Annotated in this window: 33 protein-coding genes; 4 read left to right on the forward strand and 29 right to left on the reverse strand. The window is 35.6% G+C overall.

Features of this window, described 5'->3' with window-relative positions:
- Positions 1 to 2 precede the first annotated feature (2 nt).
- Entirely contained in the window at positions 3 to 245 is a 243-nt protein-coding gene (locus HMPREF9010_RS18515; protein WP_008647612.1) for a hypothetical protein, read from the forward strand.
- Between the two features lie 90 nt (positions 246 to 335).
- Here the strand turns inward: HMPREF9010_RS18515 and HMPREF9010_RS18510 are convergent, their stop codons facing one another.
- The 29 genes from HMPREF9010_RS18510 to HMPREF9010_RS0124115 form a co-directional block, all read right to left on the reverse strand.
- Positions 336 to 731 carry a hypothetical protein gene (locus tag HMPREF9010_RS18510; protein WP_032852477.1) on the reverse strand — a complete coding sequence of 132 codons (396 nt, stop codon included), beginning with the start codon at positions 729 to 731 and terminating at the stop codon, positions 336 to 338.
- A gap of 291 nt (positions 732 to 1,022) precedes the next feature.
- A complete protein-coding gene (locus tag HMPREF9010_RS18505; protein WP_008647615.1) occupies positions 1,023 to 1,691 on the reverse strand; it encodes a hypothetical protein in 669 nt (222 codons plus the stop codon).
- The gene (locus HMPREF9010_RS18500) at positions 1,692 to 2,648 is read right to left on the reverse strand and encodes a hypothetical protein (protein ID WP_032852478.1); all 957 of its coding nucleotides are present in this window, start codon (positions 2,646 to 2,648) and stop codon (positions 1,692 to 1,694) included.
- A 293-nt stretch (positions 2,649 to 2,941) separates the two neighbouring features.
- Positions 2,942 to 3,982 (reverse strand): hypothetical protein, encoded by a 1,041-nt coding sequence (locus HMPREF9010_RS18495; protein WP_008647619.1) that lies wholly within the window; start codon positions 3,980 to 3,982, stop codon positions 2,942 to 2,944.
- Positions 3,983 to 4,597: 615 nt separating this feature from the next.
- Positions 4,598 to 6,352 (reverse strand): hypothetical protein, encoded by a 1,755-nt coding sequence (locus tag HMPREF9010_RS18490; protein ID WP_008647621.1) that lies wholly within the window; start codon positions 6,350 to 6,352, stop codon positions 4,598 to 4,600.
- On the reverse strand, positions 6,318 to 6,941 hold the full coding sequence (locus HMPREF9010_RS18485; RefSeq protein WP_008647622.1) for a hypothetical protein: 624 nt from the start codon (positions 6,939 to 6,941) through the stop codon (positions 6,318 to 6,320). Before HMPREF9010_RS18485 ends, HMPREF9010_RS18490 begins: the two co-directional genes overlap by 35 nt.
- A complete protein-coding gene (locus HMPREF9010_RS18480) occupies positions 6,934 to 7,296 on the reverse strand; it encodes a hypothetical protein (protein WP_008647625.1) in 363 nt (120 codons plus the stop codon). The genes HMPREF9010_RS18485 and HMPREF9010_RS18480 overlap by 8 nt, the downstream gene beginning before the upstream one ends.
- Complete coding sequence (locus tag HMPREF9010_RS18475) at positions 7,268 to 7,828, reverse strand: hypothetical protein (RefSeq protein WP_008647626.1); 561 nt, start codon at positions 7,826 to 7,828, stop codon at positions 7,268 to 7,270. The genes HMPREF9010_RS18480 and HMPREF9010_RS18475 overlap by 29 nt, the downstream gene beginning before the upstream one ends.
- Positions 7,825 to 8,508, reverse strand: coding sequence for a hypothetical protein (locus HMPREF9010_RS26465; RefSeq protein ID WP_232284320.1), 684 nt, complete (start codon positions 8,506 to 8,508; stop codon positions 7,825 to 7,827). Before HMPREF9010_RS26465 ends, HMPREF9010_RS18475 begins: the two co-directional genes overlap by 4 nt.
- Positions 8,505 to 9,380, reverse strand: coding sequence for a hypothetical protein (locus tag HMPREF9010_RS18465; RefSeq protein ID WP_008647629.1), 876 nt, complete (start codon positions 9,378 to 9,380; stop codon positions 8,505 to 8,507). Before HMPREF9010_RS18465 ends, HMPREF9010_RS26465 begins: the two co-directional genes overlap by 4 nt.
- Before the next feature lie 119 nt (positions 9,381 to 9,499).
- Positions 9,500 to 10,087 (reverse strand): hypothetical protein, encoded by a 588-nt coding sequence (locus tag HMPREF9010_RS18460; RefSeq protein ID WP_008647630.1) that lies wholly within the window; start codon positions 10,085 to 10,087, stop codon positions 9,500 to 9,502.
- A 21-nt stretch (positions 10,088 to 10,108) separates the two neighbouring features.
- Positions 10,109 to 11,581: a hypothetical protein gene (locus tag HMPREF9010_RS18455; protein WP_008647631.1), complete on the reverse strand. Its 1,473-nt coding sequence runs from the start codon at positions 11,579 to 11,581 to the stop codon at positions 10,109 to 10,111.
- A gap of 2 nt (positions 11,582 to 11,583) precedes the next feature.
- Positions 11,584 to 12,498 carry a S49 family peptidase gene (locus HMPREF9010_RS18450; RefSeq protein WP_008647633.1) on the reverse strand — a complete coding sequence of 305 codons (915 nt, stop codon included), beginning with the start codon at positions 12,496 to 12,498 and terminating at the stop codon, positions 11,584 to 11,586.
- Between the two features lie 52 nt (positions 12,499 to 12,550).
- Positions 12,551 to 12,967 carry a hypothetical protein gene (locus HMPREF9010_RS18445; protein WP_008647637.1) on the reverse strand — a complete coding sequence of 139 codons (417 nt, stop codon included), beginning with the start codon at positions 12,965 to 12,967 and terminating at the stop codon, positions 12,551 to 12,553.
- Positions 12,968 to 13,071: 104 nt separating this feature from the next.
- Positions 13,072 to 13,566 (reverse strand): hypothetical protein, encoded by a 495-nt coding sequence (locus HMPREF9010_RS18440; RefSeq protein ID WP_008647641.1) that lies wholly within the window; start codon positions 13,564 to 13,566, stop codon positions 13,072 to 13,074.
- 313 nt (positions 13,567 to 13,879) lie between these two features.
- Positions 13,880 to 15,118, reverse strand: coding sequence for a VapE domain-containing protein (locus HMPREF9010_RS18435; RefSeq protein WP_008647642.1), 1,239 nt, complete (start codon positions 15,116 to 15,118; stop codon positions 13,880 to 13,882).
- Positions 15,111 to 15,821: a hypothetical protein gene (locus HMPREF9010_RS18430; protein WP_008647645.1), complete on the reverse strand. Its 711-nt coding sequence runs from the start codon at positions 15,819 to 15,821 to the stop codon at positions 15,111 to 15,113. Before HMPREF9010_RS18430 ends, HMPREF9010_RS18435 begins: the two co-directional genes overlap by 8 nt.
- A complete protein-coding gene (locus HMPREF9010_RS18425; protein ID WP_008647646.1) occupies positions 15,805 to 16,263 on the reverse strand; it encodes a hypothetical protein in 459 nt (152 codons plus the stop codon). The genes HMPREF9010_RS18430 and HMPREF9010_RS18425 overlap by 17 nt, the downstream gene beginning before the upstream one ends.
- 200 nt (positions 16,264 to 16,463) lie before the next feature.
- Entirely contained in the window at positions 16,464 to 16,643 is a 180-nt protein-coding gene (locus tag HMPREF9010_RS18420; protein ID WP_008647647.1) for a hypothetical protein, read from the reverse strand.
- A 2-nt stretch (positions 16,644 to 16,645) separates the two neighbouring features.
- Entirely contained in the window at positions 16,646 to 16,873 is a 228-nt protein-coding gene (locus HMPREF9010_RS18415) for a hypothetical protein (protein ID WP_229107698.1), read from the reverse strand.
- Positions 16,874 to 16,924: 51 nt separating this feature from the next.
- On the reverse strand, positions 16,925 to 17,146 hold the full coding sequence (locus tag HMPREF9010_RS18410) for a hypothetical protein (protein WP_008647650.1): 222 nt from the start codon (positions 17,144 to 17,146) through the stop codon (positions 16,925 to 16,927).
- Positions 17,147 to 17,158: 12 nt separating this feature from the next.
- On the reverse strand, positions 17,159 to 17,371 hold the full coding sequence (locus HMPREF9010_RS18405) for a hypothetical protein (RefSeq protein ID WP_008647651.1): 213 nt from the start codon (positions 17,369 to 17,371) through the stop codon (positions 17,159 to 17,161).
- A 17-nt stretch (positions 17,372 to 17,388) separates the two neighbouring features.
- A complete protein-coding gene (locus HMPREF9010_RS18400) occupies positions 17,389 to 17,619 on the reverse strand; it encodes a hypothetical protein (RefSeq protein WP_008647652.1) in 231 nt (76 codons plus the stop codon).
- A 47-nt stretch (positions 17,620 to 17,666) separates the two neighbouring features.
- The gene (locus tag HMPREF9010_RS18395) at positions 17,667 to 17,837 is read right to left on the reverse strand and encodes a hypothetical protein (RefSeq protein ID WP_008647653.1); all 171 of its coding nucleotides are present in this window, start codon (positions 17,835 to 17,837) and stop codon (positions 17,667 to 17,669) included.
- A gap of 22 nt (positions 17,838 to 17,859) precedes the next feature.
- Positions 17,860 to 19,542, reverse strand: a complete 1,683-nt coding sequence (locus HMPREF9010_RS18390) for a DNA cytosine methyltransferase (RefSeq protein WP_229107699.1) — start codon at positions 19,540 to 19,542, stop codon at positions 17,860 to 17,862.
- 149 nt (positions 19,543 to 19,691) lie between these two features.
- Positions 19,692 to 20,075, reverse strand: a complete 384-nt coding sequence (locus HMPREF9010_RS18385; RefSeq protein WP_008647655.1) for a hypothetical protein — start codon at positions 20,073 to 20,075, stop codon at positions 19,692 to 19,694.
- A 2-nt stretch (positions 20,076 to 20,077) separates the two neighbouring features.
- Positions 20,078 to 20,410: a hypothetical protein gene (locus HMPREF9010_RS18380; protein ID WP_008647656.1), complete on the reverse strand. Its 333-nt coding sequence runs from the start codon at positions 20,408 to 20,410 to the stop codon at positions 20,078 to 20,080.
- 66 nt (positions 20,411 to 20,476) lie between these two features.
- On the reverse strand, positions 20,477 to 21,037 hold the full coding sequence (locus HMPREF9010_RS18375) for a response regulator transcription factor (RefSeq protein ID WP_008647657.1): 561 nt from the start codon (positions 21,035 to 21,037) through the stop codon (positions 20,477 to 20,479).
- Positions 21,034 to 21,249, reverse strand: a complete 216-nt coding sequence (locus tag HMPREF9010_RS0124115) for a hypothetical protein (RefSeq protein ID WP_032852479.1) — start codon at positions 21,247 to 21,249, stop codon at positions 21,034 to 21,036. The genes HMPREF9010_RS18375 and HMPREF9010_RS0124115 overlap by 4 nt, the downstream gene beginning before the upstream one ends.
- Before the next feature lie 126 nt (positions 21,250 to 21,375).
- On the opposite strand from HMPREF9010_RS0124115, the gene HMPREF9010_RS26070 reads away from it, so the two are divergent.
- The 3 genes from HMPREF9010_RS26070 (at position 21,376) to HMPREF9010_RS18365 (ending at position 23,778) form a co-directional block, all read left to right on the forward strand.
- A complete protein-coding gene (locus HMPREF9010_RS26070; protein WP_032852607.1) occupies positions 21,376 to 21,729 on the forward strand; it encodes a helix-turn-helix domain-containing protein in 354 nt (117 codons plus the stop codon).
- A gap of 8 nt (positions 21,730 to 21,737) precedes the next feature.
- Complete coding sequence (locus tag HMPREF9010_RS24960) at positions 21,738 to 22,622, forward strand: hypothetical protein (protein ID WP_008647659.1); 885 nt, start codon at positions 21,738 to 21,740, stop codon at positions 22,620 to 22,622.
- A 646-nt stretch (positions 22,623 to 23,268) separates the two neighbouring features.
- Positions 23,269 to 23,778, forward strand: coding sequence for a hypothetical protein (locus HMPREF9010_RS18365; protein WP_004311658.1), 510 nt, complete (start codon positions 23,269 to 23,271; stop codon positions 23,776 to 23,778).
- Positions 23,779 to 23,871: the final 93 nt, after the last annotated feature.

Here is a 23,871-nt window from a genome sequence, read left to right on the forward strand (position 1 = left end):
ATATGTTCGAAATAGAGTTAGCTACTTATCACAAGAATTTAGAACGCCTTCGCGAAGAAAATCCTTTGGGTGGTTATGTCGTAATCAAAGAAGATGAGATTTTAGACGTATGGATAAACGATCTTGATGCTCTCAAAGAGGGCGTTAAAGCGTTTGGACGCATTCAATTTATGATTAAAGACATCAATGAGAAGCCTATAAACATTAGCGCATTTGGTAGTGCCAGTAGTAAAATGAATCTATGAAAAGCTAATATCTTTAATTTATGATAATATGATAAGTCCGGCTATTTACTAATAAAAAAATAAAGCGGAGAAAAACTCCGCTTTAACTTATCATTTCTTATGCTTTTTATCATACTCCTCTTTCGTAATGAGCCCTTCTTTCAATTGTTCATCAGAAGTGACCTTTTTCGATAATAACCAATGGTATGTATTTTGATTACTAGCTGTTACAACATAAGCTTGTTCAAACTCCCATCCGCGCTTTCCCATATAGTTCATAGCATCTACCATAGAGTTAAACTCTAATTTTTCACCCTCATCATCAACTAAATATTGCTTGGCATCACCAGACCAATATTTAGTTTTTTGCCCGAAATCGACAGTTACAATAACTTTAGTACTCATAAACTTACCCATACCGAGTAATTCACAAAACACTTTGTATGACTCTTGAGCCATTACATTGACGCTGACAAACATCAGCATTAGAAAAATAATCTTCTTCATTTCATTAAATATTTAGTAAAAATGTGTGTGCGTGCTATACAAAAAAACACCTCCTCATATTGTGCATTGACTGGAATCATCCAAGACCCAATATATAGATTACACAATATGAGGAGGTGAATCATTTGTTTGTGCTCAACACACAAATATCAGTATAATATTTAATAATACCAAAATATAATAACAAAATATGCGCTTTAAAGAATAAAAAAGGGCTTCCAACCCGTGGAAGCCCTTTTACTTGTCAAAGTTTTGCCTCATGCCAATGAAGCAAAATATCTTAAATAGCCCTTATAATGTATCTTTAACCTCATCATTATCTTCTTTTCCATCTTTCGAGTTATCATTCTCTTTCTTTTTAGGAGCTCCGTAATCTTCTTCAGGACTAGTTAGTAGATCAATCTCTTTATCAAACAATTTAAAGATTCTTTTAGTAACCATTAAAATATTCATAACTAAGTGAGCAACTCCTCCATAAAAAAGTATTCCTATAGGAAAAAGATAAATGAAATGAACTGTTATCTTAAATAAAAATATAGTATTACATATTGGTGACTCAAAAAATGTTTGGTAAACAACACAGTCATCTCCAATCGTTAAGTTCATTAGTAATGACAATACTAACAAAAAAAGAGATACTGGAATTAAATAGCAGATGTTATAAAATGTTTCTTTAATTAGAGGTATTCTTTCTTTATTATGACGAGTTTTGATTTTATTCATTACGAATGAAATCATTGTTGCTAACAAACTTATAAATATTGGAATAAAGATAGACAAAAATAAAGTAAGGATGCCTAATATGGCCTTTGTATCGTTATAGAATAAGAGACTACACAGAATCCCCAACAACAGTGGTAATCCTATAAATACCCATTTATTATTAGGATCAGCTTTCAGAATTTCTTTTTCTTTCTGAAGGATCTCTCTAATATTTATAAATGTAAATGTCTTTTTCATCTATTCAAATACTTTGAAATCAGGATTATCTTCTATAAACTTTTTTGTTGCTTTTTTTATTGATTCATAATCTGAGAAGCCTTTAGTATTTCCATTGACATCTAAGTCATAGTACGGATGAATGATGTTTTTCTCCTCGTCATTCAAATACAAAGTTCTTGTCTTTCCTCCTCCAATTGTGGATGACACCTTTTGAGTTGAGTCTTCAAATATAGCGTTTAATTCCGGAGAATCAAATAAATATTTTCCAGAATTAACCATTTCACGAATTTTTTTCTCTTTTACTTCACTCATATTCTTCTTGAATTTCATAGTTAATTCAAGAGTGAAGTCTTCAGAGTCTAAACCGCCAAAGTAGCGTTCAGAAGCATCTGTTGGTATAGAGTTAGCGGACAGAGATAACGAATTATATTTTCCTTCACGAAGTTTCTTTAAATATGCCCCTAACACAACACTACCTCTATCAATTATATAAAGATCTCCTGCTCCGAAATGAAAGTTAAGAAATGATATTAAAATACTTCTTATCAAAGGAAATATGCCATTGTTATCTATTCTTTCTAATATGACTAAAGCTTTATCTCCCTTTCTTGGAATCTGAATATAATAGAAAAAAGGTTTCAAGATGGCTTTACTTTTACCTAAGAAAATCTTTTTAGTCTCATCTTTAGGATCGTCCTTGTCTACAGCTTCATATTCTTTACCATAATAGCCAGTTTCTATTATCCCACAAATATAACGTTTTAGATCACTATGATCATGACCTTCTGGCGGAACTCTTACAGTCATCTTTTCAGCAGGGAGATCCCCTGTTACATTTTTATCAATATATTTAATGAATCCGGTTTCACTATCAGATAATAATTTATAAATATCAGGAGAATCAGCAAATGACCAAGGTTCTTTCTCTCTTTTTTTTCTAATTGTAATTGTATAAGCTTCAATAGTAGTTTTCATAATCATTAGAAATGGCGAATCCCTTATCAAGATGCGCCCAAAGGTCTAGTATTAACCTTAATCCGATTTTACGGATTACATCTTGAAAAGGGATCCATGTGTTTGTCATTAATGACGTTTTTATACTAAATTCTTGGGGCGACACAAAAGTGCTGAAAAAAACTTATATATCAAAGAAAAAGCAGAGTTTTTTACTTTGCTTTTTATAATATTATGTGACAATAAGAGTTCACTCCTGATTTTCAAATAGATTTGCCATGTTCGAAGATTGTTATATACTCTATAGAATATAGCTATTTTGTTACAACTAATCTTTTCCAAACCAAAATAATACTCACAAATAGCTCAACAATCCAAGCTAAAATTGCACCCGCTAATAAAGATGCATAATTTTGAAATCGACTTATTTTATTAGCTTTTTCTATATCTTGTAAATAAATATAAACCCCTTGATTCTCTATAATCTCTTCCAGTTTTTTTCGCCCTTTGTAGCTTATACATCTTGAATTTTTCGATGATGGTTCCGGGAAAATATCCAATACAAGAGTTTTTCCTTGATTTAAAATTATAGAAATCTGAAAATCGTCAGAATAGCCATAAAAATCATTTTTCTCATAATCTGGCATAAATAATTGATATAAAGTATATGGATTATCATTAGGAGAGTACATATCTTCACCCCCAAATTTAAAATGCTGGAAATTAAAATCAGAACATAACCCTTTGTTTTTATAATAATACCTTTCAATTCTATTAGTAATTACCTTTTTATTATCTTTTACATTGGACTGATACAAATAATTGCTTTGGCATTCATTTTTTGTGTCTTCATAAAACTTATTATATGACTCATCCAGTTTTACATTACTTATATTTGAAATAGTTAAATTTGTGAATCCATATATCATAATAGAATCAATATCTGTACTATTTTTACGACAAAAATAGTTGCAATTAAGCGAACTTTTAGGAAATAATTTATCATTCAGAGAGTTCCTTTCATTAAATATTAGCGAATCATTTCTTTCTTTGAAATCTAAAAAATTATTCATCAACTCATAATATAATATTGCACTTTTCTCACGCAAATCACAATGGATATACATTTTATTAAATAATAAAGATTGCGTTTTATTATATACTATACTAGTCTCACGAAACTCCGGATATTGCTTATTGAAAGCATAGAATAATAAAACAATCATCAAAATAAACAATATCAAAATTAGCCATAATCTAACCTTTACCGTCGTTAAAAAAAAGGGTAATTTAGACTTTGCTAGCCAAAAAACTAATTTTTTCTTGTTCCAATGCATATTTATTTTGTACCACATAGTTCTACATATTTATTAAATAACAAATATATGATTTTATTTATAGCAGACCTTTTAAAATGGAAAAAATTTGCATTTAAGAACCTTAGTTTTATCATGATATTATTTTATACATTGATTTACTTCAATTTTGATTTAAGTATCCTTATCATTCGAATTATTTCAATAACGTGTGTTACCTAGTCTATTGATATATAATAGGTTATAGATATAATGGATATAGATATACATTATATATGATTATATTTTAGTTATCTTCCAAAATACCTTTTTTTGATTTTGCAGTTAAATACGGTTGTTTTTCTTCCAAATTGGGGAGATATTTACATCAGAAAAAACATTTCCAATCATTAATTAACTGATTTTCAACCATAAAACTATTTGCGGTTTCTAAAAAACCGCAAATGAAACGAAGTTCTGCCCGACACGCGCCGCCCCCTTTTTGCGGTCGCACCCCCCTTTTGGGGCGGGAAATGTGACAAAATCTTTACAATCCCACCATTATCGCATTTTCCTCAAAGAAAATGCCACCTATCTGCCTGCCCTGGCAGGTGTGCATGAAAAAGCCTCGCTATCTTTACAGACTGCGAGGCTACCACTCGAATAAAAAACGAACTACATCCTAGACGCAACAGACAGATTGCGTCCCGTCTTCCATATCCGTATCCATTCCTTACGTAACATAAGATATTTCAGTGCATCCGTAAGATTAGTCGATTCTTTAGGCAATCGGTTTGTAGGCAACTTATCGCCTGTCTTTAATTTGACTATCTCTGAACCACCATCAGAACGAGTAACAGACTTTGTTCCTGTTATTTCCATCTCACTTTTGAGGTTGGAACAATTATATTGGTCAAATTGAATAGTAAATAATCCCCGTTCTAAGTTACCGCTCAATAAATCCATGAAAAAGCGGTATTCTAAATTACTGCCTATGTTACCTTGTCCGAGGCTCATCAACTGCACTTGCCATCCTGTTCTTGTACCATCAGCATAAAATTCTATATTCTTCTTTATTTGAGTAGCCATATCCGCCTTGACTTTATGATAATTATTCATCGAACGATCATAATAGAGTTTCAATATCTTCCGTCTATGCGGTTTAAAATATTCCAAGAAATTATCAGCCAGTTCTCTGGCTGTATTAGGTGGCAATGTATAGAGTTCTTTTAATACCTTGTACTTTTTCTTATCCTGTTGTCCCAGCACCATAGACAGCATATTACCAGAATCCATACCGGCCTCTAACGGACGATTCATATCCAAATGCCTAAGCACCGTGCAATCTTCCTTCCAGCCCAACGGTTTCGTTTCAATAATTTCATTGATAAATCCATCAGCATAAAAATGCCGGATAGCCAAATTACAGTAAAACATTTGCCCGGCTTCCAATTTGGGGATAATCGAAAGAATATTGCACAGAATTCCTTCAAGTCCCTCGGAAAATTCATCACTAAACCAATCCAGCCCTAAAACGTCTGCATTGACATAAGAGGATGAAATGAAGAAAAACGATGTACGTGAACGTGTCTTGATCCATCGTTCTTCCCACCGCTTCATATTGCGTCCTGCGAGTTCCAGCGCCCGTTGCAGTTTATTAAGACTTGGAGCTAATGATTTATCAAAGCGATATTTCTTCAACACTTCATTATATTCCTGTAAGGTAGCTACATACGTCTTTTTCGTCTCGTTATAAACAAATCCCGCCTGAAGCATTAACAGAATCTTATCTTTATCGTTCTGTTTAGCCAGTTTCAGAATCCAGTCATATTCGCCAATATGGTTAGGATTAGGCATATCGGTAGTAAGGGTACGACTACGGTACCAAACATTCATTCCATACTTCACCCTGAAACCTCGTACAGCTTTCAACAGATTCGTAAATTTCTCCTCCGGGAAATACTTGACTTCATCACCGAACACTCCAACATACGAACGTCCTGCACCGATAGACGGTCTGTCTAAAGAGATGAATGTGAAATTAAATCCGGTATAGAAGACCATAGTGTTACGCCAGTCCGTACATACATTGTACATTCTTTCCTGCCATTCTTTAGGCGGCTCCTGGTTAATCACATAGTGAATGCCTATTTCCCACCCTAACAGGGAAAGTCCATCTATAAGCGAAGGAATGACATTCTTATGCAAATCTGAATACGTATCAGCTACCCATGCGAACGGCGCTCCCTGACAATCTTGTGCAACTTCTTGTACTCGTTCTGATAATACTTGCACTGTTTTAGCACTGGCGCGTCCGGCAATCCAATAAAGTGCCCAAGGCATCATTATTGATATGAGTTGGGCCATCCAATTTGCGTATCGCTGTTCTACTTCATCAGTCGATGTCTTTAGTTTTTGTTTCCTGGTCATCGAGCATTTCAATTATGTCCACATCAATCACTTGCGCATCCCTCTTTAAACGAACTTTCTCCCGCTCCGGAATATCAGGAATAGAATCAATCTGTTCAGCAAGCAATTGCCTGTTAACCTGTGGCATTCCTACAGCCTGCGTATCAAGCATATAAATTTTTATGGGCTTTTCGTTTACTTCCTTCCGTTTCTGCGGATCAGGCTTATCCAATTGTTTGATTTTAGCAGCCTGTATCATCAAGTTTCCATATACTTCCATATCCTTAGAAGAATGTGCATTCATTAATACAACCTGTGCCGCTTTCTGCAGATTATCATACATCATATTTCGGTGAGCGTTATTTTCTACCGAATCATTCGCAAAAAACAGGTTTATAGCCTCATTATACATTTCCCTGGCCCTAGCCCTCTTTACCTGAAAAGGGTCATGCATAAGGAAAGATATTGCATTATCCTTACCATACTTCCGCTGTATGCCAATCAGGGCGTACAGCGCATTATAATAATCCATCTCATCATCCGTTAGTTCCATTGTACAACCGGATGCCAAGTAATCCTGTAACCTGTCAAAATAAGAAGTTTCAAACATTCTCTATATCTCCGAAAAAAACTTGGTTAATCGCATTCTTAAAACCGACTTCACGACGTAGTTTATCAAGCCGCTGTGCCTGAGTTACATTGTCACCAACTTCAGCACTGGCCGTCATTGATAATCCTTCCTTAGCCTGTTGTATCAACTGTCCGCGTTCATAATGGTATTTCAGTGGAGAACCTACCAAATTGAAGTACCACTCAAAATCATTCAAAGGAATATTATAAAACATCGCTATTTGCTTAGGAGTATATCCTATAGCTGCCAGCTTTTCATATTCATCAAAGTTAATCCTGTCATACCATACCGGATTTTCTCTCCACTTAACCAATTCGTCCGCAACGAAACTCATAGACTTCCTTACTTTTTAAAAATACATATTGTTCTTCCATCGCATTCTCGCCATAGTTTCCACTTCCTTCCACAACAAAAAAGCCTTTAGGTGTATCCAAACAAGTAATCTTCTTATGACTCCACGCAAAAGACAATTCAATAACTCCATCTTGATGGAGTGCCATCAACCTTTCAAAAATCTTAGGCATACGAAACTTTATTGTTTCGGAAATATGCAAATGAATACTTCCAATGGCCCCTTTGTCCTTCCATCGGAGCAATGCATTTATTATGCGTTCATTGGTTGAATAAGTTGCTATATACAGGTGTTCCAAATATCCGGTATGTTTGAGCAAGTAAACAATAAAAGTAAATGCTGTAAAACTCTTCCGTGTCTCAATGAAAAAGACTTCATTCTCTTTTGGAAGCCTGCCACACAGTTCCTTGAGATTATTCAATTTATATGTGTGGAGCATTTCAAACCGCTTCGAATACATCTTTGATTCGCGCAATTCTTCACGCAGTTCGTTCAAGTCAAAATAATAACTCATTCAAGTAGACGGTTCACCTCCTCCAGTTCAACCCTGTAACCAACCAATCTCTCCTGGCGTTCAATATCCAAATGCGGCTTATCTCCTTTATTCAATTCATTTGTAACCCGCCAAATATTGTTTTCGATCTGTCTTTGGCGCTTTACAAGTTCTTTTATCGGTAGTCCCAGTAGTTCTTTTCTCCTTTTAAACTCATTAAAAATCGGATGCTTACCTAACAGCACCTTGTTCTGTTGATAATAATTTAATTCTTCCCATATCATCCGATTTTCAATATAATTATCTATCAATTGCTTACTGACAGAAGCACATTGGTTCAAGTCGGTGCAATCACGAAGTTGAGCATGCAGCTCTATGTATGTATGGTATCGTGAGAATTTTCGAGAAGCAAGAGCCTCCAATTCCACCGGACATGATTTATTCTTTAGAAAAGAGAACTCCTCACGAAAAGATTTGGGTTTGCGACTGAATGTGATCTCCGTTTCTTTCCAATTTGTTGTAAAGTCCTGATTAACTCCGTATTTCTTGCAAAGAAATGCAACCATCATTCTTTTGTTTCCTGAAGGATTAGAACGAACAAGACGCAATGTCAATGAGGATACGCCCGATTGTTCCATCAGGCGTATTCCTTCTTGAGCATTTGCCCCATTCTTCAACCAGGCTATTACGATTTCCTTCACTCTTCAAAATCGGATTTATCGGGAAACATGTCAAGCAAATATTTCATCAGGAAATCTGAATATCCACTTTCTGAATTGTTCAGAAACATTTTCTTTGATACCAGTTCCTCAAACTTCTTAGAATCCGGCTGTTTGGATATGATGGATAATGCAATATTATCACTTTGCCAGTTCAGTTCGATAGAGGAAATTTGTTCGGTACTCCAAAGAGTATTAAAATAGACAGATGAAATCAGATAGCCACCTGCATTCAGTTCCGGGAACCTTTCAAACATATCCACAAGTTTCTGCTTTTCGTAAACAACAGGGGTATGTGTACCAAAGTCTAATTTAGGAAAATTTGACAGTAGATCAACTGTACGAAGCATATTCTCCTTATAAATCCCTTTATAAAGTTCCGGTCGTAAGAACCCTTTGTTTTTAGGAACCTCAAAGTGCGCCAACATCACCGGAGCAACTAGATAAATATCATCATTAGACCAGATGAATTTTTCAGTAACCTCATCAGCAGCTATGGCCAATTTCAATTTTTCCACCACATCAACCTGTGGATTATCAGACACACAGTCATGCTCAATGACCGTAACTTCATCACTCATCCATTCTTCCCGGTCACCAATAACCACAATGTTAACGCCAAAACGCAAGAATTTATGTAAAGAACGTAATGCCATTCTTAGCTCGTCTCCTTGTGCTTTCTCTTTGACATAAGGGATTGCGACTGTTACATGATCCGTAGCGATGAAATTCTCTTTAGAGGCCGGCTCCTCGTTTGATTTGTCCTCAACTTTAAGTGTGGGGTTTTCATCAGAAGTCTGTTCTACTTCCAACTTAACTTCTACTTTTTCTTCTTTTTCCTTTTTCGTTCTCATGTTCTTGATTTTTTTGATACACAAAAGTATCATTATCCCAATACAGGCAAAAGGACACAAAAAGAGGTGCCATATCCCGTAGAATATGCACCTCTTTCCAATACAACCAATAAACTTAATTATAGACCACCTTTAGATGAACCTGATGTGACACTCAATCCCAATACTGCGTTGATTTCATCATCGTCAGTAGCCGGAATAAGACTTTTGGCAATATGTCCAATTGTAGCCCCACGTAAAGAACTTGCCAAGTTAATGGTGTTTTTATCACCCTCTTTGTTATCCTGTGAATCTGCTTTTGTGAGTTTCAGGGGAGTACAGGGAGTACCCGCCACCTTTGCATCTTCACCAGAGCATCCGAAGACAATAGCTCCTAAATCCTCATTAATATTGTTGTTCACAAATTCGTCATGTTCAACTTCCGTTCCCGGATGCTCATAATCTACGTGATGAATAAAACCACGTGCATCGTCTTCTCCTTCACTCGTATGATAGATATTGATAGAGGAATCCGTTGCATAAACTGCAATAGGTTTCTTACCTTCCATCAGAGCAAATTCCTTGATGCGCACTCCTTTTTCATCACGTGTGTACGTCTTTACATCCTTCCAACGAAAATAGACAATATACGCTTTCTTTCCTTTCGGACGTCCTGCATTCGATGACTTCTTTGGAACCGAAGCAAACTGATATACTAATTCTGCCATAATTTTACCTCCTTTCATTGATTAAAGTCCACCAGCTTCAGATGCGGACGCTCCTGATTCTGTAGGCGGAATATATGCGAAAATAGCTTCTGCAATCCAAAAGCCGGTAGCTTCCCACCATTCCGCAAAGATTTTCACTTTATAGTTCTCTCCCTGCATCCAAATTTTTGTAGCCTGTGGGTCTTTACTACGTAGATGCTTGAAGTTCTCTTTGGGAGTAATAAAGAATACTCCGGTACCGCGCATACCTTCAAGTGGAGCAAATGTGAATTTTGAAAAATCAACTTTCACTTTTTCTCCATCTTCATTCTTCAACCAGGGGTATTTCTTCCGGTATGCTTTTCCGTAACGTGTTACAATATCCGGGTCGGCATGAATAAACATCTGTTTATTCTTGTACAAAGGTTTAACCTCTTCAACTGCCTTGTCGATCTGATCCACCAACTGTTCATCTGATAGTTTCACACCATTAAGCAGCCAAGTAATAGCCTTATTTCCGGCTTCCTTCAATGCTTTAAGCTGAGTTACATAGCCATCCATAACTTCGTTAGCATCCGTAGCGTTGTCACCGTCTTTCTCTGCTGTAGATTCAACGAACTTACCCGTAGCCAAAGCAACTTCCCGTTCTTCATCCAGCTTAGGGAATACAAGTTGATTCAGGATATACTTAACAACCGGCATATCTTCCGGCTTCAAGTTTTCATCATACAGATATCCAATAATATCCTCCATCACATCGGATGGTACGATGGCAACATTAATTTTACACTTGAAGTTCTTAATGGTAAGCGGAGTGAACTTTGATTTTCCTTTGGGTGTCCAGTGCGGTGTGAACTGTTGCAAAACAGAATCAATGGCCGCCTGTTGTGCACGGACCTCCACTTTGTCAGTTGCGATAGTTGACATATACTGTGTAGATTCGGTTTTACCCATCAAACTACGAAGTATTTCCAGGCGCTCACTATTTACATACTTACCAAACTCATTCTGCAATTCAGTAGTTTCGATAGTTGTATTGCCTGAATAAGAAGCACCCGGTTTACCATAATAAATAGCATCCACATATTTATTATGCGCCAAGCTCATATCAGCTTTAAATCCCTTTCCCATATTCTCCGCATTTGCTCCTGTTACAACCTTACCCGCATCGGCTGTTTCTTCTTTTTCCAATTTAGCAATCTTGGCTTCAGCTTTGGCCTTCTCCTCTTCCAATTTAGAAATGCGCTCACGGGCTTTTTCCAGCTCTTTCGCATTTTTTTCCTTGTCAGCTTCCATTTCGACAAGAAGCCCCTCTGTCACTGCGCTCTCTGCAGTTTTTCCTTCCTTTTCGAATTCGGAAAGATCTTTTTTGAACTCTTCCACGAACTTCTTTCCGTATTTCTCTTCCAGTTTCGTCTCTTGTTCCTTGCTCATAGAAGACTTTCCATCTTTGTCTTTAGCAAAAGCAGAGATTCCCAGATACCCAAATACGGCAGCAACTACTTTTTCAAACATAATTATGCACTTTTTGAATTAATATATTCATTTACATACGCATCTCTGCGCAACTCTCTCACTCTTCCCAGGGCAAAATCCCTAGTACCGACTGAATCAATCAAGCCATTTTCTTTGGCATCGTTCGCATAGAACATACGCCCGGCAATGATCCCTTCTGTTTCGAGGTTAAGTTTACTACCTCTTTTATTTTTAACTGCCTCTTGGAACCCTCTTGCAAGTGGGTCAAGTTCTTCTGTTTTGATTGCATCATATTTTCCCTCCTTCGCCGCTTCAAACGGGCCATTTTTATAAGATGATAAATTACTATAGATGGTATGCACCTTAACTCCAACGTTCTCATAATATTTGGCATAGTCAGGAAAGCTCATCATCACACCGATAGAGCCAAATTCAGAAGAGATTGTATTAGATGCAATAATTTCGTCGCAGTAACAGGCCACATAATAGGCTGCAGATGCACACAGATCGCAATATGCAACCACGCATTTCTTTTTCTTCTGTGCATATTGAATCGCATCAACAAGCGGAGCGATAGCATCAACGCTACCGCCACCGGAATCTATGTCAAGCAAAATACCAGAAATTTTGGGAGAATCCGCTGCCTGATTTACCATCTCTGCCACTTCAGTAGTTCCATAGCTACAGTATGAACCATATTTCAACATAGAACCTTGAAGCCCTATGATAGCCACACTGTCCTGTGGTGCATCTGAAAAATCATGTCCTGTTTTCATCTCTGTTTCAGACATTGCACACACAACTATAGGGGATTTATCCGACAGCTTGGTTATATCCTCATTCTCGACTCCTCTTTCCAAAAGAAGATTAACCAGGATTTGGTTAGCTTCCACATCCCGGAACGAGATAAACCATTTACCTCTCAGAACAGCACTATATAAAGAAGAAAAAGCCATGTAATTTTATACTTTATTTGTTTGATACAAAATTACAATGACTTAGCACCTATTAAAAGGACTTTAGGAACTTTGAAAACTCGGCACTAGAACGTTTTAATGATAGAGTGATGGCTACAGGGGAACCGCTTCTCTCAATAGAGAGCTGTACCGGGTTTTTATCTGTTCCAACCACTTTCCTCTCACCATTAGAGTAATCAATACGAAGTAGCCCATATCCACTACATTGTTCCCTAATAAGTGCTTCATGCGCTTCACTTGAATCTGTACAAGTAGCGCTTAATTCTTGTTGTATCAATTCTCCCGATGCAGACCTCGTTTCTTTCAGTTCACATTTGGATATATTAAAATCTATCCAATTGCCGGAAACGGAGATGGAACTAACACCCAAACAATCATCAATATCCGCATCGTCTATTGAAAGATAGAACATTGCGCTGATTTGTGCTCTTTTATCATCTAAATTCATAGCTTATATATCTAATAATGAATAATTTGCTTAAAAGTATAAGTATAAAAAAGATAAAAAACACCTTTTTACTTATAGATTAATCGTAAAAAAAGCACAATCACCTAAAAAAGAGACAGTTGTATTTCCTTATTTACCTCTTTTATCATCTTTTTCCGATTTCGATAGTCATACTTCTTTACCGCATCATAGTTTATAGCGTTATTTTTAATGTTATATGCCATTAAAAACGCTTTTATAATCTTATCCTGCTTGAATCCCTTCTCATACCCCGCAACGAAATATTCGCGAATACGAAGACGGAAAGATGCTTCAATGTAATCCTGCAACATCCTTTGTTTCCATTCTGGAATATACAGAAAGTTTTCATTTAAAATGAAATGATTCCATTCCTGTGTTGGCAAATATAATGTAATTGGATTCTCTTTCAAAGGAAGACGTGGCGGGCGGTCTTTTATTGTCACCATTGATTGAATCATTTTTCCGAGATCATTAGTGGTTGCCACCATTACCCCACCTTCTTTTCTACACCCAAACTCATGATATAAGTAATCATGTAAATAAGGTGCCAGTTCTATTGTTACACTTGTTTTTTCCATATTACTTGTTTTTTTAAATAATTTCCCATACTAGCTTACAACCTACAACTAACAATCAAAGCATTGTATATAAGCACATTACATATAGCCTACCGGTTGTAACCACTTATATGGTTGTAAGTGGTTGTAAGTAGGTTGTAAGTGAATATCAAACTACACACTTACAACCTTTTCACATCTGATTATCAACATATTAAAACGCATATATTATAAAGGTTGTAAGGTTGTAACCACATTTTCAATTATTTTTCTCTTAAATAGTTTTTTATATATTAGACCTTATGATCTAATATACATATATACAAATATCTGATTAATAGAGTTGTACTACCTTATATCCATAACGCGTACCCATTCCCGGCAATTTCTTACCTATACGTTCATATCCTAACTGGCGCAATGCTTGCCCGATAGTAATATCGTCAATGCGGGTCATTGAGCTAGTTATCTTTCGTGCAGCTTTCAGTTCCCGAACGATATCCATCGGCATGCGGAACAAAGACTCTTCATCTTCTTCCGGCTTCCGGTACCATTCCTTCACCAATTTATATGCGGTGGATTCAATCACATACTTTGCGTTATATTCTTGGAAATCATCATAATCTTTTCGATTAAAGGTATAATCAAAAGTTCCATTATACAAGGTCATAGCTTCCGCCCAAAGTTGATCGACATCCACGGCTTCTCTGTAATCCCCGATCTCGTCAATTTCAATAGCAGCTATTCTACGGAGAAGACCGGAATCCGAGTTAAATAGAAACCCTCCCATCTCCTGTGTCTTATTACTCGTGAAAGCACAGGAAGCAATACGTTGCATCTTTGTGGTGAAACTTTCTCCTGGCAACTTGATATCCACCATGAGCCGGCTCATATTATTTTTAAAACTGTTCTCTGTTGACTTAGTTATTCCAACAAACTCATCAAAGTTGATAATAAACCGGGAAACAAAGCACTCTGTCATTCTGAATATACGTTCGTCTTTATCCGAAACAACGTAATACTCTTCCAAACATCGTGGTACCAGAAATTCAATCAGTGTCGTCTTGCCTATTCCGCCTTGAGCATTAACAAATCCAATTGCTACATCATTCTGCCTCTTACCATATACTTGTGCAACTACAGCTACCAACCACTTTTTTATTAGGTATTTCATCCGGTTTTGATAAAATTCCGTATCATCTTTATCTTTAAAGTCGTGTGCCCGGAGAAAGCTGCAATACAAATCTATTTGGCTGACACCGTTCCATTTGTTTTGTAAACCATCAAAATACTCTGTAACCGGATTATATGCTGTCATCTGATTAGGAGAAGTCAATATAGCCTTTAATAACGACTTGCTACAGGCCAAACCATCATCAATCATATGCATATAGATATCATTTTCTGTGATTGATGTAGTGTATTCACGTTCCTTACTCTCAATATACGATTTTGAGTGGTCGAATATATTAATCTTAATTTCATAGTTCATATCCAACCACTCCTTTACCGCTTGTACTTTTCCAGCAGCTTTGGCAGCCGAAGAAGTTTTTGCCAATTCTCTCTTAGCCATTATTTCCCCATCTTAATCGGCGGTTTTCTCCTGGGAGTTCCACCACATTAAACATTTCGTCCATTCTCGTTCGGATGAAATTACCATACCTTTGCGCAGTAACCTTTCCTTTTACATCTCTTGCAGCTTCAAGTGTATCAAGAGTAAAGTTCGAAGTAGCATAAGTCCTACCGCCATATTCATACCTGATAGCAAACAGGTCTATAACCGGCTTGACTACATTTCCATAGTCTTTCATCTCCAAATTTTCACGTCCCAACTCATCAATAAACAAAGGTCTTTCTCTTAGGCCAGTAATTCCACCTTCAGATTGAAGTAATTCTATCAGTTGCTTTGCATGAATAGTTTCAGTTATCTTACGAGTGAGATAATCCTGTACAGACAAATAGGAGTACATCAATAAGGATTTGCCGCATCCGACTTTTCCCATCAAATATATGCCTTTATGTACATTCCACTTGCAATTCCCCACATCTCCGGTCAGATAATAATATAACTGACGAATTATGTCCTTATTGTACTGGTCAACAATGAATGTTGACTTAATACCTCTTTGCATCATTATAGCTTCTGCCTTTGCTTTCAATAGCGTCCAAAACTCGATGTCAGAAATATGAGAATAATGAAAAGCCCATAGCTCCCGATCCAGTTCTTGCTGCTTTTGTTTGCAGGTATTAATGAAGTCACTAAAAGTCGCTGTCATGGGTTATTTCTTTAGGTGGGTTAGTATAGCTATTATCAGTCACTTTAAAAAACTTAGGATAACTACCAGCCATAGCGAAGTTCAAATATCTAATTGCTATATCCGGGCTTCCTTCACTTATTTCATCAAGATAGTCCAAAACCTTCTGTTCTTCTCTGCTTTTATAGGTCTTACCAAACGTTTCAAGACGGTATTCTTTCCAATATTGCCAAGTCTGCAGAAACTCTTCTTCTTCGAATGGTAGTTTGATTTCAATCGGCTCTATGGGATTCTGCATTAATTCGTCAAACTTCATTGCCTGCTCCTTCAGTTTATCCCATTCTTTGATAAACTTTGCTATTTTTTGTTGTGCAATAGCAGGAATACCGCCATCAATATAAGCATTAAACTCATTAGTGGCACATTCAAACTGTTTCCATAATATATTCCAAACTTTCTGCATATCTTCAGCTATTTAAGTCATTCTAAAAAAGACCGGGGATTTCACCCGGTCCCAATGAACAAACCCAAACTGGGGCTGATACCCAACAGCTCTCCTTAAAGCTGGCATATTAAAGTTAGTTATTCATAATTGACTCCTGACGGAGCATTTTTTACACAAATACTTGAAGGTTTATAAAGAACTTGCAAGTTCATTCAGTTTTAGCCATTTTCTTCAATATCTTTCTGAATTTCATTATATTCCTTAATGGCTTCGTTTAGAGCTTTAATAGGCGTCATCCCTTTATAGGCATTCCACAAAGCAGAGGTTATAATTTCGATTTCTGCATTTCTTTCTTTGATTGCATTCAGCACCCCTTCTATTACATATTGTTCCAACATTATTATTTAGTATTATTCAGCCAATCCAAAGCATTTTGCAAGTTTTCGGTATAATCTGCATTATATACATATGAAACTTCATCACCTCTTACATATTCACGGTCATTGTCAGTTTCTCCTAATATAAACTCCATATTTGAGGTTCCTAATCGATGTACACCTATACAATAGGTTGTTCCTACACGTTTCTTGCTCTTTTTAATTGCTAAAAGAAAAATTCTTTGTTCCATATCTATCCCTTTATTAATCAATTATTTCAAATGTAACTTTCACTTTTCTAATTAAAACGGAAGGTCATCACCCAGCGCCGGACGACAATCTCTAACCGTAAACTTGTTTACTTCAAAAGACTTGATAGAGCAAAGAACATAAGCCTTTCTATTCGAAGATTCAGCTAATCGTTTAGCCTCTGTCTCTGCACTTGTCAAATCGCTGTGTTTATACGCCGGGGTATGTTCACCCTCTACATATACCATAAAGAAAAAATCTTCTTTCTCATTCATATTTATTTGGTTTTACGTTAATTGCTTTACCTTAACCTCTTTGAGAACATAAAGAGGACTTTCTTTACTACATTCAGCCAGTATTTCTTGTATCAATCTTCCGTGTGACCTCTCCAAAGAAATAGGCGAGAATGTTCCATCAGAATTTTTCTGAAATAACAGGATTGCGCCATCTTTCAGATTTTCAAATGCAGTGTTCAGGGGTGAAACATCTATCTTACTCATATCTATTCTGATTTGAATTATTTTTCTTCTGATAATTTCTTTCCGCAAAACGGGCAAAAAGGATAAGCAATAGATATAGTACTCTCCGTTTTATTAAATGTACCATCCTTTTTCTTTTTCCGGTAAGTTGCTTCTATTACTGGCTTCTTTTCAAAAGACGGCATGGCGTACATATAATTTAAAGATGCTTCCGGGTCATCGGTCTTTTCTTTCAAATTCGCTTCTACTTTATCAAAACAGTCACACATATTCCATTACGTTTGCCTATACAGCATTAGGTTCAAGTTTATTCTTGTTAAATTCTATATTTGTCGAATAACTTTTTAAGTTCTTCCTCAAATTCAGCCTCTTGTTCTCTGGATATATAAATCAGAGTTTTGTCATTAACCTTGATTTTTGCTTCATATTCGTCTATTTCTTCCAAAACGAATTCAACACCAATGTTTTCATAAATTGTTCTTGCCATTTTTACTCCTTTCTGATTTGAATTAATAAAAAGTCTCAATGCCTCTTTCAAGTAACAACTCCATTACTGGTGGCGTTACTGCATTTCCGAGCTGTTTGACCTTATCTTTTCCAGTTCCACATATGACATAATCCGATTCGAAAGCCATAGCTGCCTGAACTTCGTGAGGAAATAGCATTCTATAAGTACACTCGTTTATATCAATGTTTTTAGGAGTAGACAAAACAAGTGCTACGCGGTCTTTTGTTGGAATAGTTCCAACTGGATCGAATATTCCGGATGCTTGATTATTTCCATAATAATAAGAAAGAAATGCATTCACAGCTTCGGTGGATGCTATTCCGTGCGTAATCATGGATGTTTGGGTACTTAATGCCTGGTTGATATCCCTGGCATTCGATTGGCCTCGATTTTCAACGATAAACGGAACTCTTAAAAGTGCATGAGAATCCACAGTAGTCATTGTTCCAAGAACTTGATCGATGGGTATTGGTGCATTCTTCGGATTGAAATTACCGCCGTAGTTCTTTATTATCATTGGGATACCGACGAAACCGTGATGGTTATCTCCGGAAAGTACCGTCGAAACGTGTTCATTTAACGGTCGGCACTTACCATTTTTATTATGTTCATCAATCAACATAGGCACTCCGACAACACCATAATTATGTTGCGTAGTCATTGTATACTCAGGTGATGTTATCGGCACTATATCACCACCGTATGAACCTTTGGTGACTAGTGCTGCAACTTGTCTGGTGGTCTGGGTGTAGATGGGATCAGATATGCCAGATGCACGGTTTAGTACGCTGGAATTATCTGTATAAATAACAAAACTTGAATCAGAACATTTATTTAATCCCCATTCGATACGCTTCATTGTGTTGTCAGCTAGTGGCTTCTTTCTATCTCCAATTCTCTCTCCGGGCTTCGACCAGTCAATAACATTGAATGCCGAATAATAATATGGTTCAACTTCATTTGTACAGCGTGGACAACGATAGATATATTGTTGTCGGTATTTCCCAAACTTCTTTTTGGAATTCTTCCAGCTCTGTATAGATTCAACTTCTTTCCCACAAGATTTACAATAAGCTTTAGGGCAGAAATTCAAATCCGGAGCCATGTTTCCTTTCCTCCAAAATATAACATACATTCTATCTCTGCTTTGAGGAGTAGGCAATGCATGCATTGAATTTAGATAAACACATTTATGCTCATACCCTAAATTGTGCATTGCGTGCAACCAAGCATCCCACATTACCCATTGCCGTGCTTCAACTACATTCTCAACTATGATAAGGTTATATTTATGATATTCTGCAAAACGAGGAACATCCCACATTGTTGCCCGTGATCGTTCCGCTGCCGGGTCAATTGTTAGATCACCAAATAATGTATTAGTTTGCTGATACTTCCTTTTCACACCTTTTGCAAGAGAATGATTTGTACATTCAGGAGAAGTTATTAATATATCGGTACTTTGATAACGTCGTGGGTCAACAGCTTGTATATCGGCACAATCATGGTCAGCTTCCGGAAAGTTAGTATTGTGGGTTTCTACGGCCAGCTTCCAATGATTCATTGCCAACTTTACTTCTAAGCCGCCACCCATTTTTCGGGATAACTTGCGTGCGCCTTGCGATGATCCGCCGGCACCACAGAATTGATCTGTAACGGTTAAGTAACTATTCTTTATGCTCATTTCTAAGTTGCTTGATTTATTTAAATAATCTTTCTTGTAAATCGTATCCGAACTTCTTTATTTCTCGTTCTCGTAGAAGGCTTCGCTCTTCTTCCATTCCTGGTAAAACAACGACTTTTACTTCATCATTGATTTGGTATCCGTTTTTCCTAAGCCGATACCGGAGATTGTTTAACTTCCTCTGTCTTTTCTTTTCCATCAAAATCCAATTTTTGTTCTCCTTCCCATTTTAATAGGATATAGTAAAAATCAGCTTGCATTACATCAGGCACTTTATTCATGTACATTCGCTTCATCATATTTACGAATGCTCCCGGTTCATACCCCGTATCAAGGAAACTTATAAATTCATTCACCCGATAAAGCTTCATTATACGCATGCCTTTAATCGTTGCAGTTCCAATGTATTGTCCTTTCAACTCAATACGATACGTTTTGTTAATCTGATACTTGGCAGTAGCAAGACGAAAAGTCGTGAAGCATTTACATTTTAATTTTCCGTTCCAACCATCTGAGAATCTAATCACATCCATCTTTATTCTCCTTTCCCCTGATGAATGTTATTTGTTGGCATAGCCTGCTCTACAAATTGGAATAAAAACTGTGGAATATCCTCAATAATCTGAGTTAAACTATTCTCTTCAATTAGCTTGATAGTTACTGTACTCATAGATTCATCTATTGATGATACATTTTTCACCTCTACATAAGAGAGATTATTTAGTGCATCAATAAAAGGAAGATACCTCATTACATCAAAAGCAGCTACGCAATTCAATACATTATTAGAGGTAGGCTTCGGAATCCAAAATACATCTTCGTTATTCCGGTTCTGAAGAGTTACAAAAGGTTTGTTCTTTGCATCCATAATAATAAGTTTATTAGTTAGTAAATCGTCGTTCGAAGCCGGGAATCGAACCCGGAAAATGCTAAATTATTGTAGATTATTAGCATGCCAGTAAGAAATCATCTCTCCTACGTTCCTTGCTCCGATTTTAGCTTTGATATTTTCACGATGTCGGTTAACAGTCAAAATAGATATTGATAATTCAGAAGCTATATCTTCTGCTGTCAGATGGTTAGCTATTAATCGAAAGACTTCTATTTCTCTTTCAGAAAGTTTAGTAGAAAGCTTAGGTTTACAGATAACACCTTCAAAGATGCATTCTCCTCTTAATGGACATTTAACCTCTTCAAATTGAAGTCTGCCCAAGTAATCAATATCATATTTGTTTTGGTCATATTCTCCGAAATTACAACGAGCAAACCGATGCGCTACCTTATACTCATAAAATGATTTGTTTCTATTACTTTTTGAATATAATTCCATCAAGGCCGCATGAGCATTAGGATATCTGTCGCGAATGATGGCAAGCAACCAAGCTACTATCTCATAATCAGTTTCTTCAAAAAGACGAGCGGCTTTACCTTCTTCTTTCAACATAACATCCCCTTCAGGAGTATTATAAAATTCTATATTAACAAACTGTTTCATACCTTATCATTAATAGATTCGTTTAAAAGACGTCTAAGTAAATTTACCTCAAGAGGTTTAAATGAATTTCCTGACATTTTATTGTAAAAAGATGGTAGAGATACACCACTTTGGCGAAGAAATTCATCTCGTAGCTCTATCTTCTTCTCTCGTGATAAGAGATCATAATGGTTTTTAAATACCATTTTGGGCTGTTTTTCTCCCTTTCTCATAGTTGTTATCATTTTTATTATTAAATTTATAACGCAAAGGTATTATTTTAAAACCACAAGGTATAACAAATCGTCCATTATTTTATAATGGTATTATTATTTATACTTTTTCTAAACAAGAAATTTATGCTTAAAGGACATATAATAAACGAATTAATAGATGAAAGGCGAGTAAAAAAGGTCGATTTATACACCTATGCTGGTATTACAAAGTCTACGTTAGATAATATTATCAAAGGTATTAATGATCCCAAATGTACAACTATTGAAAAAATTGCAGATTTTTTCAAGATGCCTATTGACTTTTTCTTCAATAGAGAAATAGATATATCCAATTTAAACATCGGACATCAAGTAAAAGGCAACGGTAACAATGTTTCTGGTGATATAACCCTAAGTGAATATCAAAAAGAAATAGCTCATTTAAAAGAGCTTTTGGCTGAAAAAGAAAGAACAATTCAAATTCTAATGAATAAATAAGAAAAACGATGATTGTCAAAGCATTAAAAGAAGAAATTAAAAAAGTTCAAGAAACTGAAACTTGTTTTATCATCACCCCCATTGGAGATGACACTAGTATAATACGTAGAAAAACAGATGGCCTGATAAATAATGTAATAAGACCCGTATGTGAGAAATTAAATTTCAAGGCAATTCCTGCACACGAAATAGACAAGAGTGGTTCAATTACTAATCAAGTAATTAAATTAATACTTGACTCTAAATTAGTAATAGCAAATTTAACAGGACTTAACCCTAATGTTATGTATGAACTTGCTATAAGACACGCTGTGGGACTTCCTATTTTATGTTTAGCAGAAAAATCTACGGAATTACCTTTTGACATAACTACAGAACGTACTATATTTTACTGTGATGACATGTTTGGAGCAATAGAATTAAAGTCTGAACTGGAAAAAAAGATTAAAGCTACTTTGAATGATACAGAGATTGATAATCCTATTTATAGAGTTGCGAAAGAAAAATCTATTATAAAAAATATAGAACGCCTCGAAGATAAAGAGGAAAAGAATTCATTACTATATATTATTAACAAACTTGATAATATTGAGAAAAGAATCCCCGTATTAAAAACAGACCTATCTATCCCAAAGAGAATAGTAGATATAAAACTTATATTTGATAAATCTATAAAATCCCAATATGAGGATATAGAAACGAAAATTTATGAAATAATACCTACTTGTCTTGTGGCGAGACAAACTATTGATAAAGAAAATGAGATATTCATATATAATTTAGCTCCATTAGATGATATAGAGAATGTAATTTCTAATTTAAAAAATAGACTAGAGTATACATTGAATCTGACTATTATTGAATATGAAATCTTTAGAATGCACCTTCAATAATAAAATATAGACATTAATAGACGATTATCAACCGATTGACAATTATAGACTAAAAATATCAGCATAGGAAGGGTATAGAACATATGGAGTGACTTTCCCGCTACCCCGACGAAGAAAATCAAGTCAAGATTCACAAAATAAAGCCAGTACAATTAGTATTGGCTTTTTTATTATATATAGGATAAGTGTAATTATCCCCGTTTGGGGGCAAATAAAAAGGGCAATTCTTTGAACTATCTTTGAACAGGTTTCTAGCATTATCCTCATTTTCTTATTTAATTTAGAGTAAAAATCTATTTTGTTAACTTTACTACCCTTTTATTTTGGCGTTATCAATGTTTTGCGTTAACTTTATAGCGGAAATACAAACATTGTTTATAGAGAAAACGATAACAAACAAAATACTTAAACACATGAAGAAAACTCTGCTGATGCTCGTTGTTATTTTCATTTCACTATATTCGCATTCACAAAGTCCCTTTCTGAATTTTTAGAATTCCAGAAGAATCAAATAAGCGTATCATTGGATATTCTTCAAGTAATAAAATAAATGTTTTTTTGAATATAAAATATCAATCTTGTAATACTCTAATACAGTATTACAAACAGGATTCTAATAAATTGATTGTGTAACAAAAATAACGATATGATGAAAAAGTTTTTTTATTTGAGTGCGATACTAGCCATAGTTTTGGTTTCATGTAATTCAGAAAAGGAGTATATAGCAAAACTCTCTAATACCGCTTCTATGATTGAGAAAGAAGCTGATTTAAGTGAAGCAATAGCTCTTCATTATTGTGATACTTGGAGAAAAGTAATTTACGATCATGAATACAATGGAGAATATTGCACTGATTTCAATGAAGCCTTAGCGAAGCATCAAGAGTTTATTATCACAACAGATACCTATAAGAGACTAAAACAAAAGAAAGATTCAATCGAGGCTATAATGCCACAACTAAATGATTATCCTTCAAGTTGTAAAGATGCTTATAATGAGTTAGTATCAATATATGCAGATGCAGATGAATTATTCAGATTCGCAGATGAGCCTAGGGGTTCTTTATCTACATACTCAACAAAAACGACAGACCTTTATCAAAAGATAGAAAAGTCACTGAAAGAATTTAAAATAAAGCATATACAAAACAAATAATTTAAAAGAGTAGTATAGTTATTGTAGCAGCTTATTGAATTTAAGACTATCAAAAGACAAAATAATAATTTCACTTCAAGAGCAACTTCAGAA

The sequence above is a fragment of the Bacteroides sp. 3_1_23 genome (genome assembly GCF_000162555.1).
GTDB classification, from domain to species: domain Bacteria; phylum Bacteroidota; class Bacteroidia; order Bacteroidales; family Bacteroidaceae; genus Bacteroides; species Bacteroides ovatus.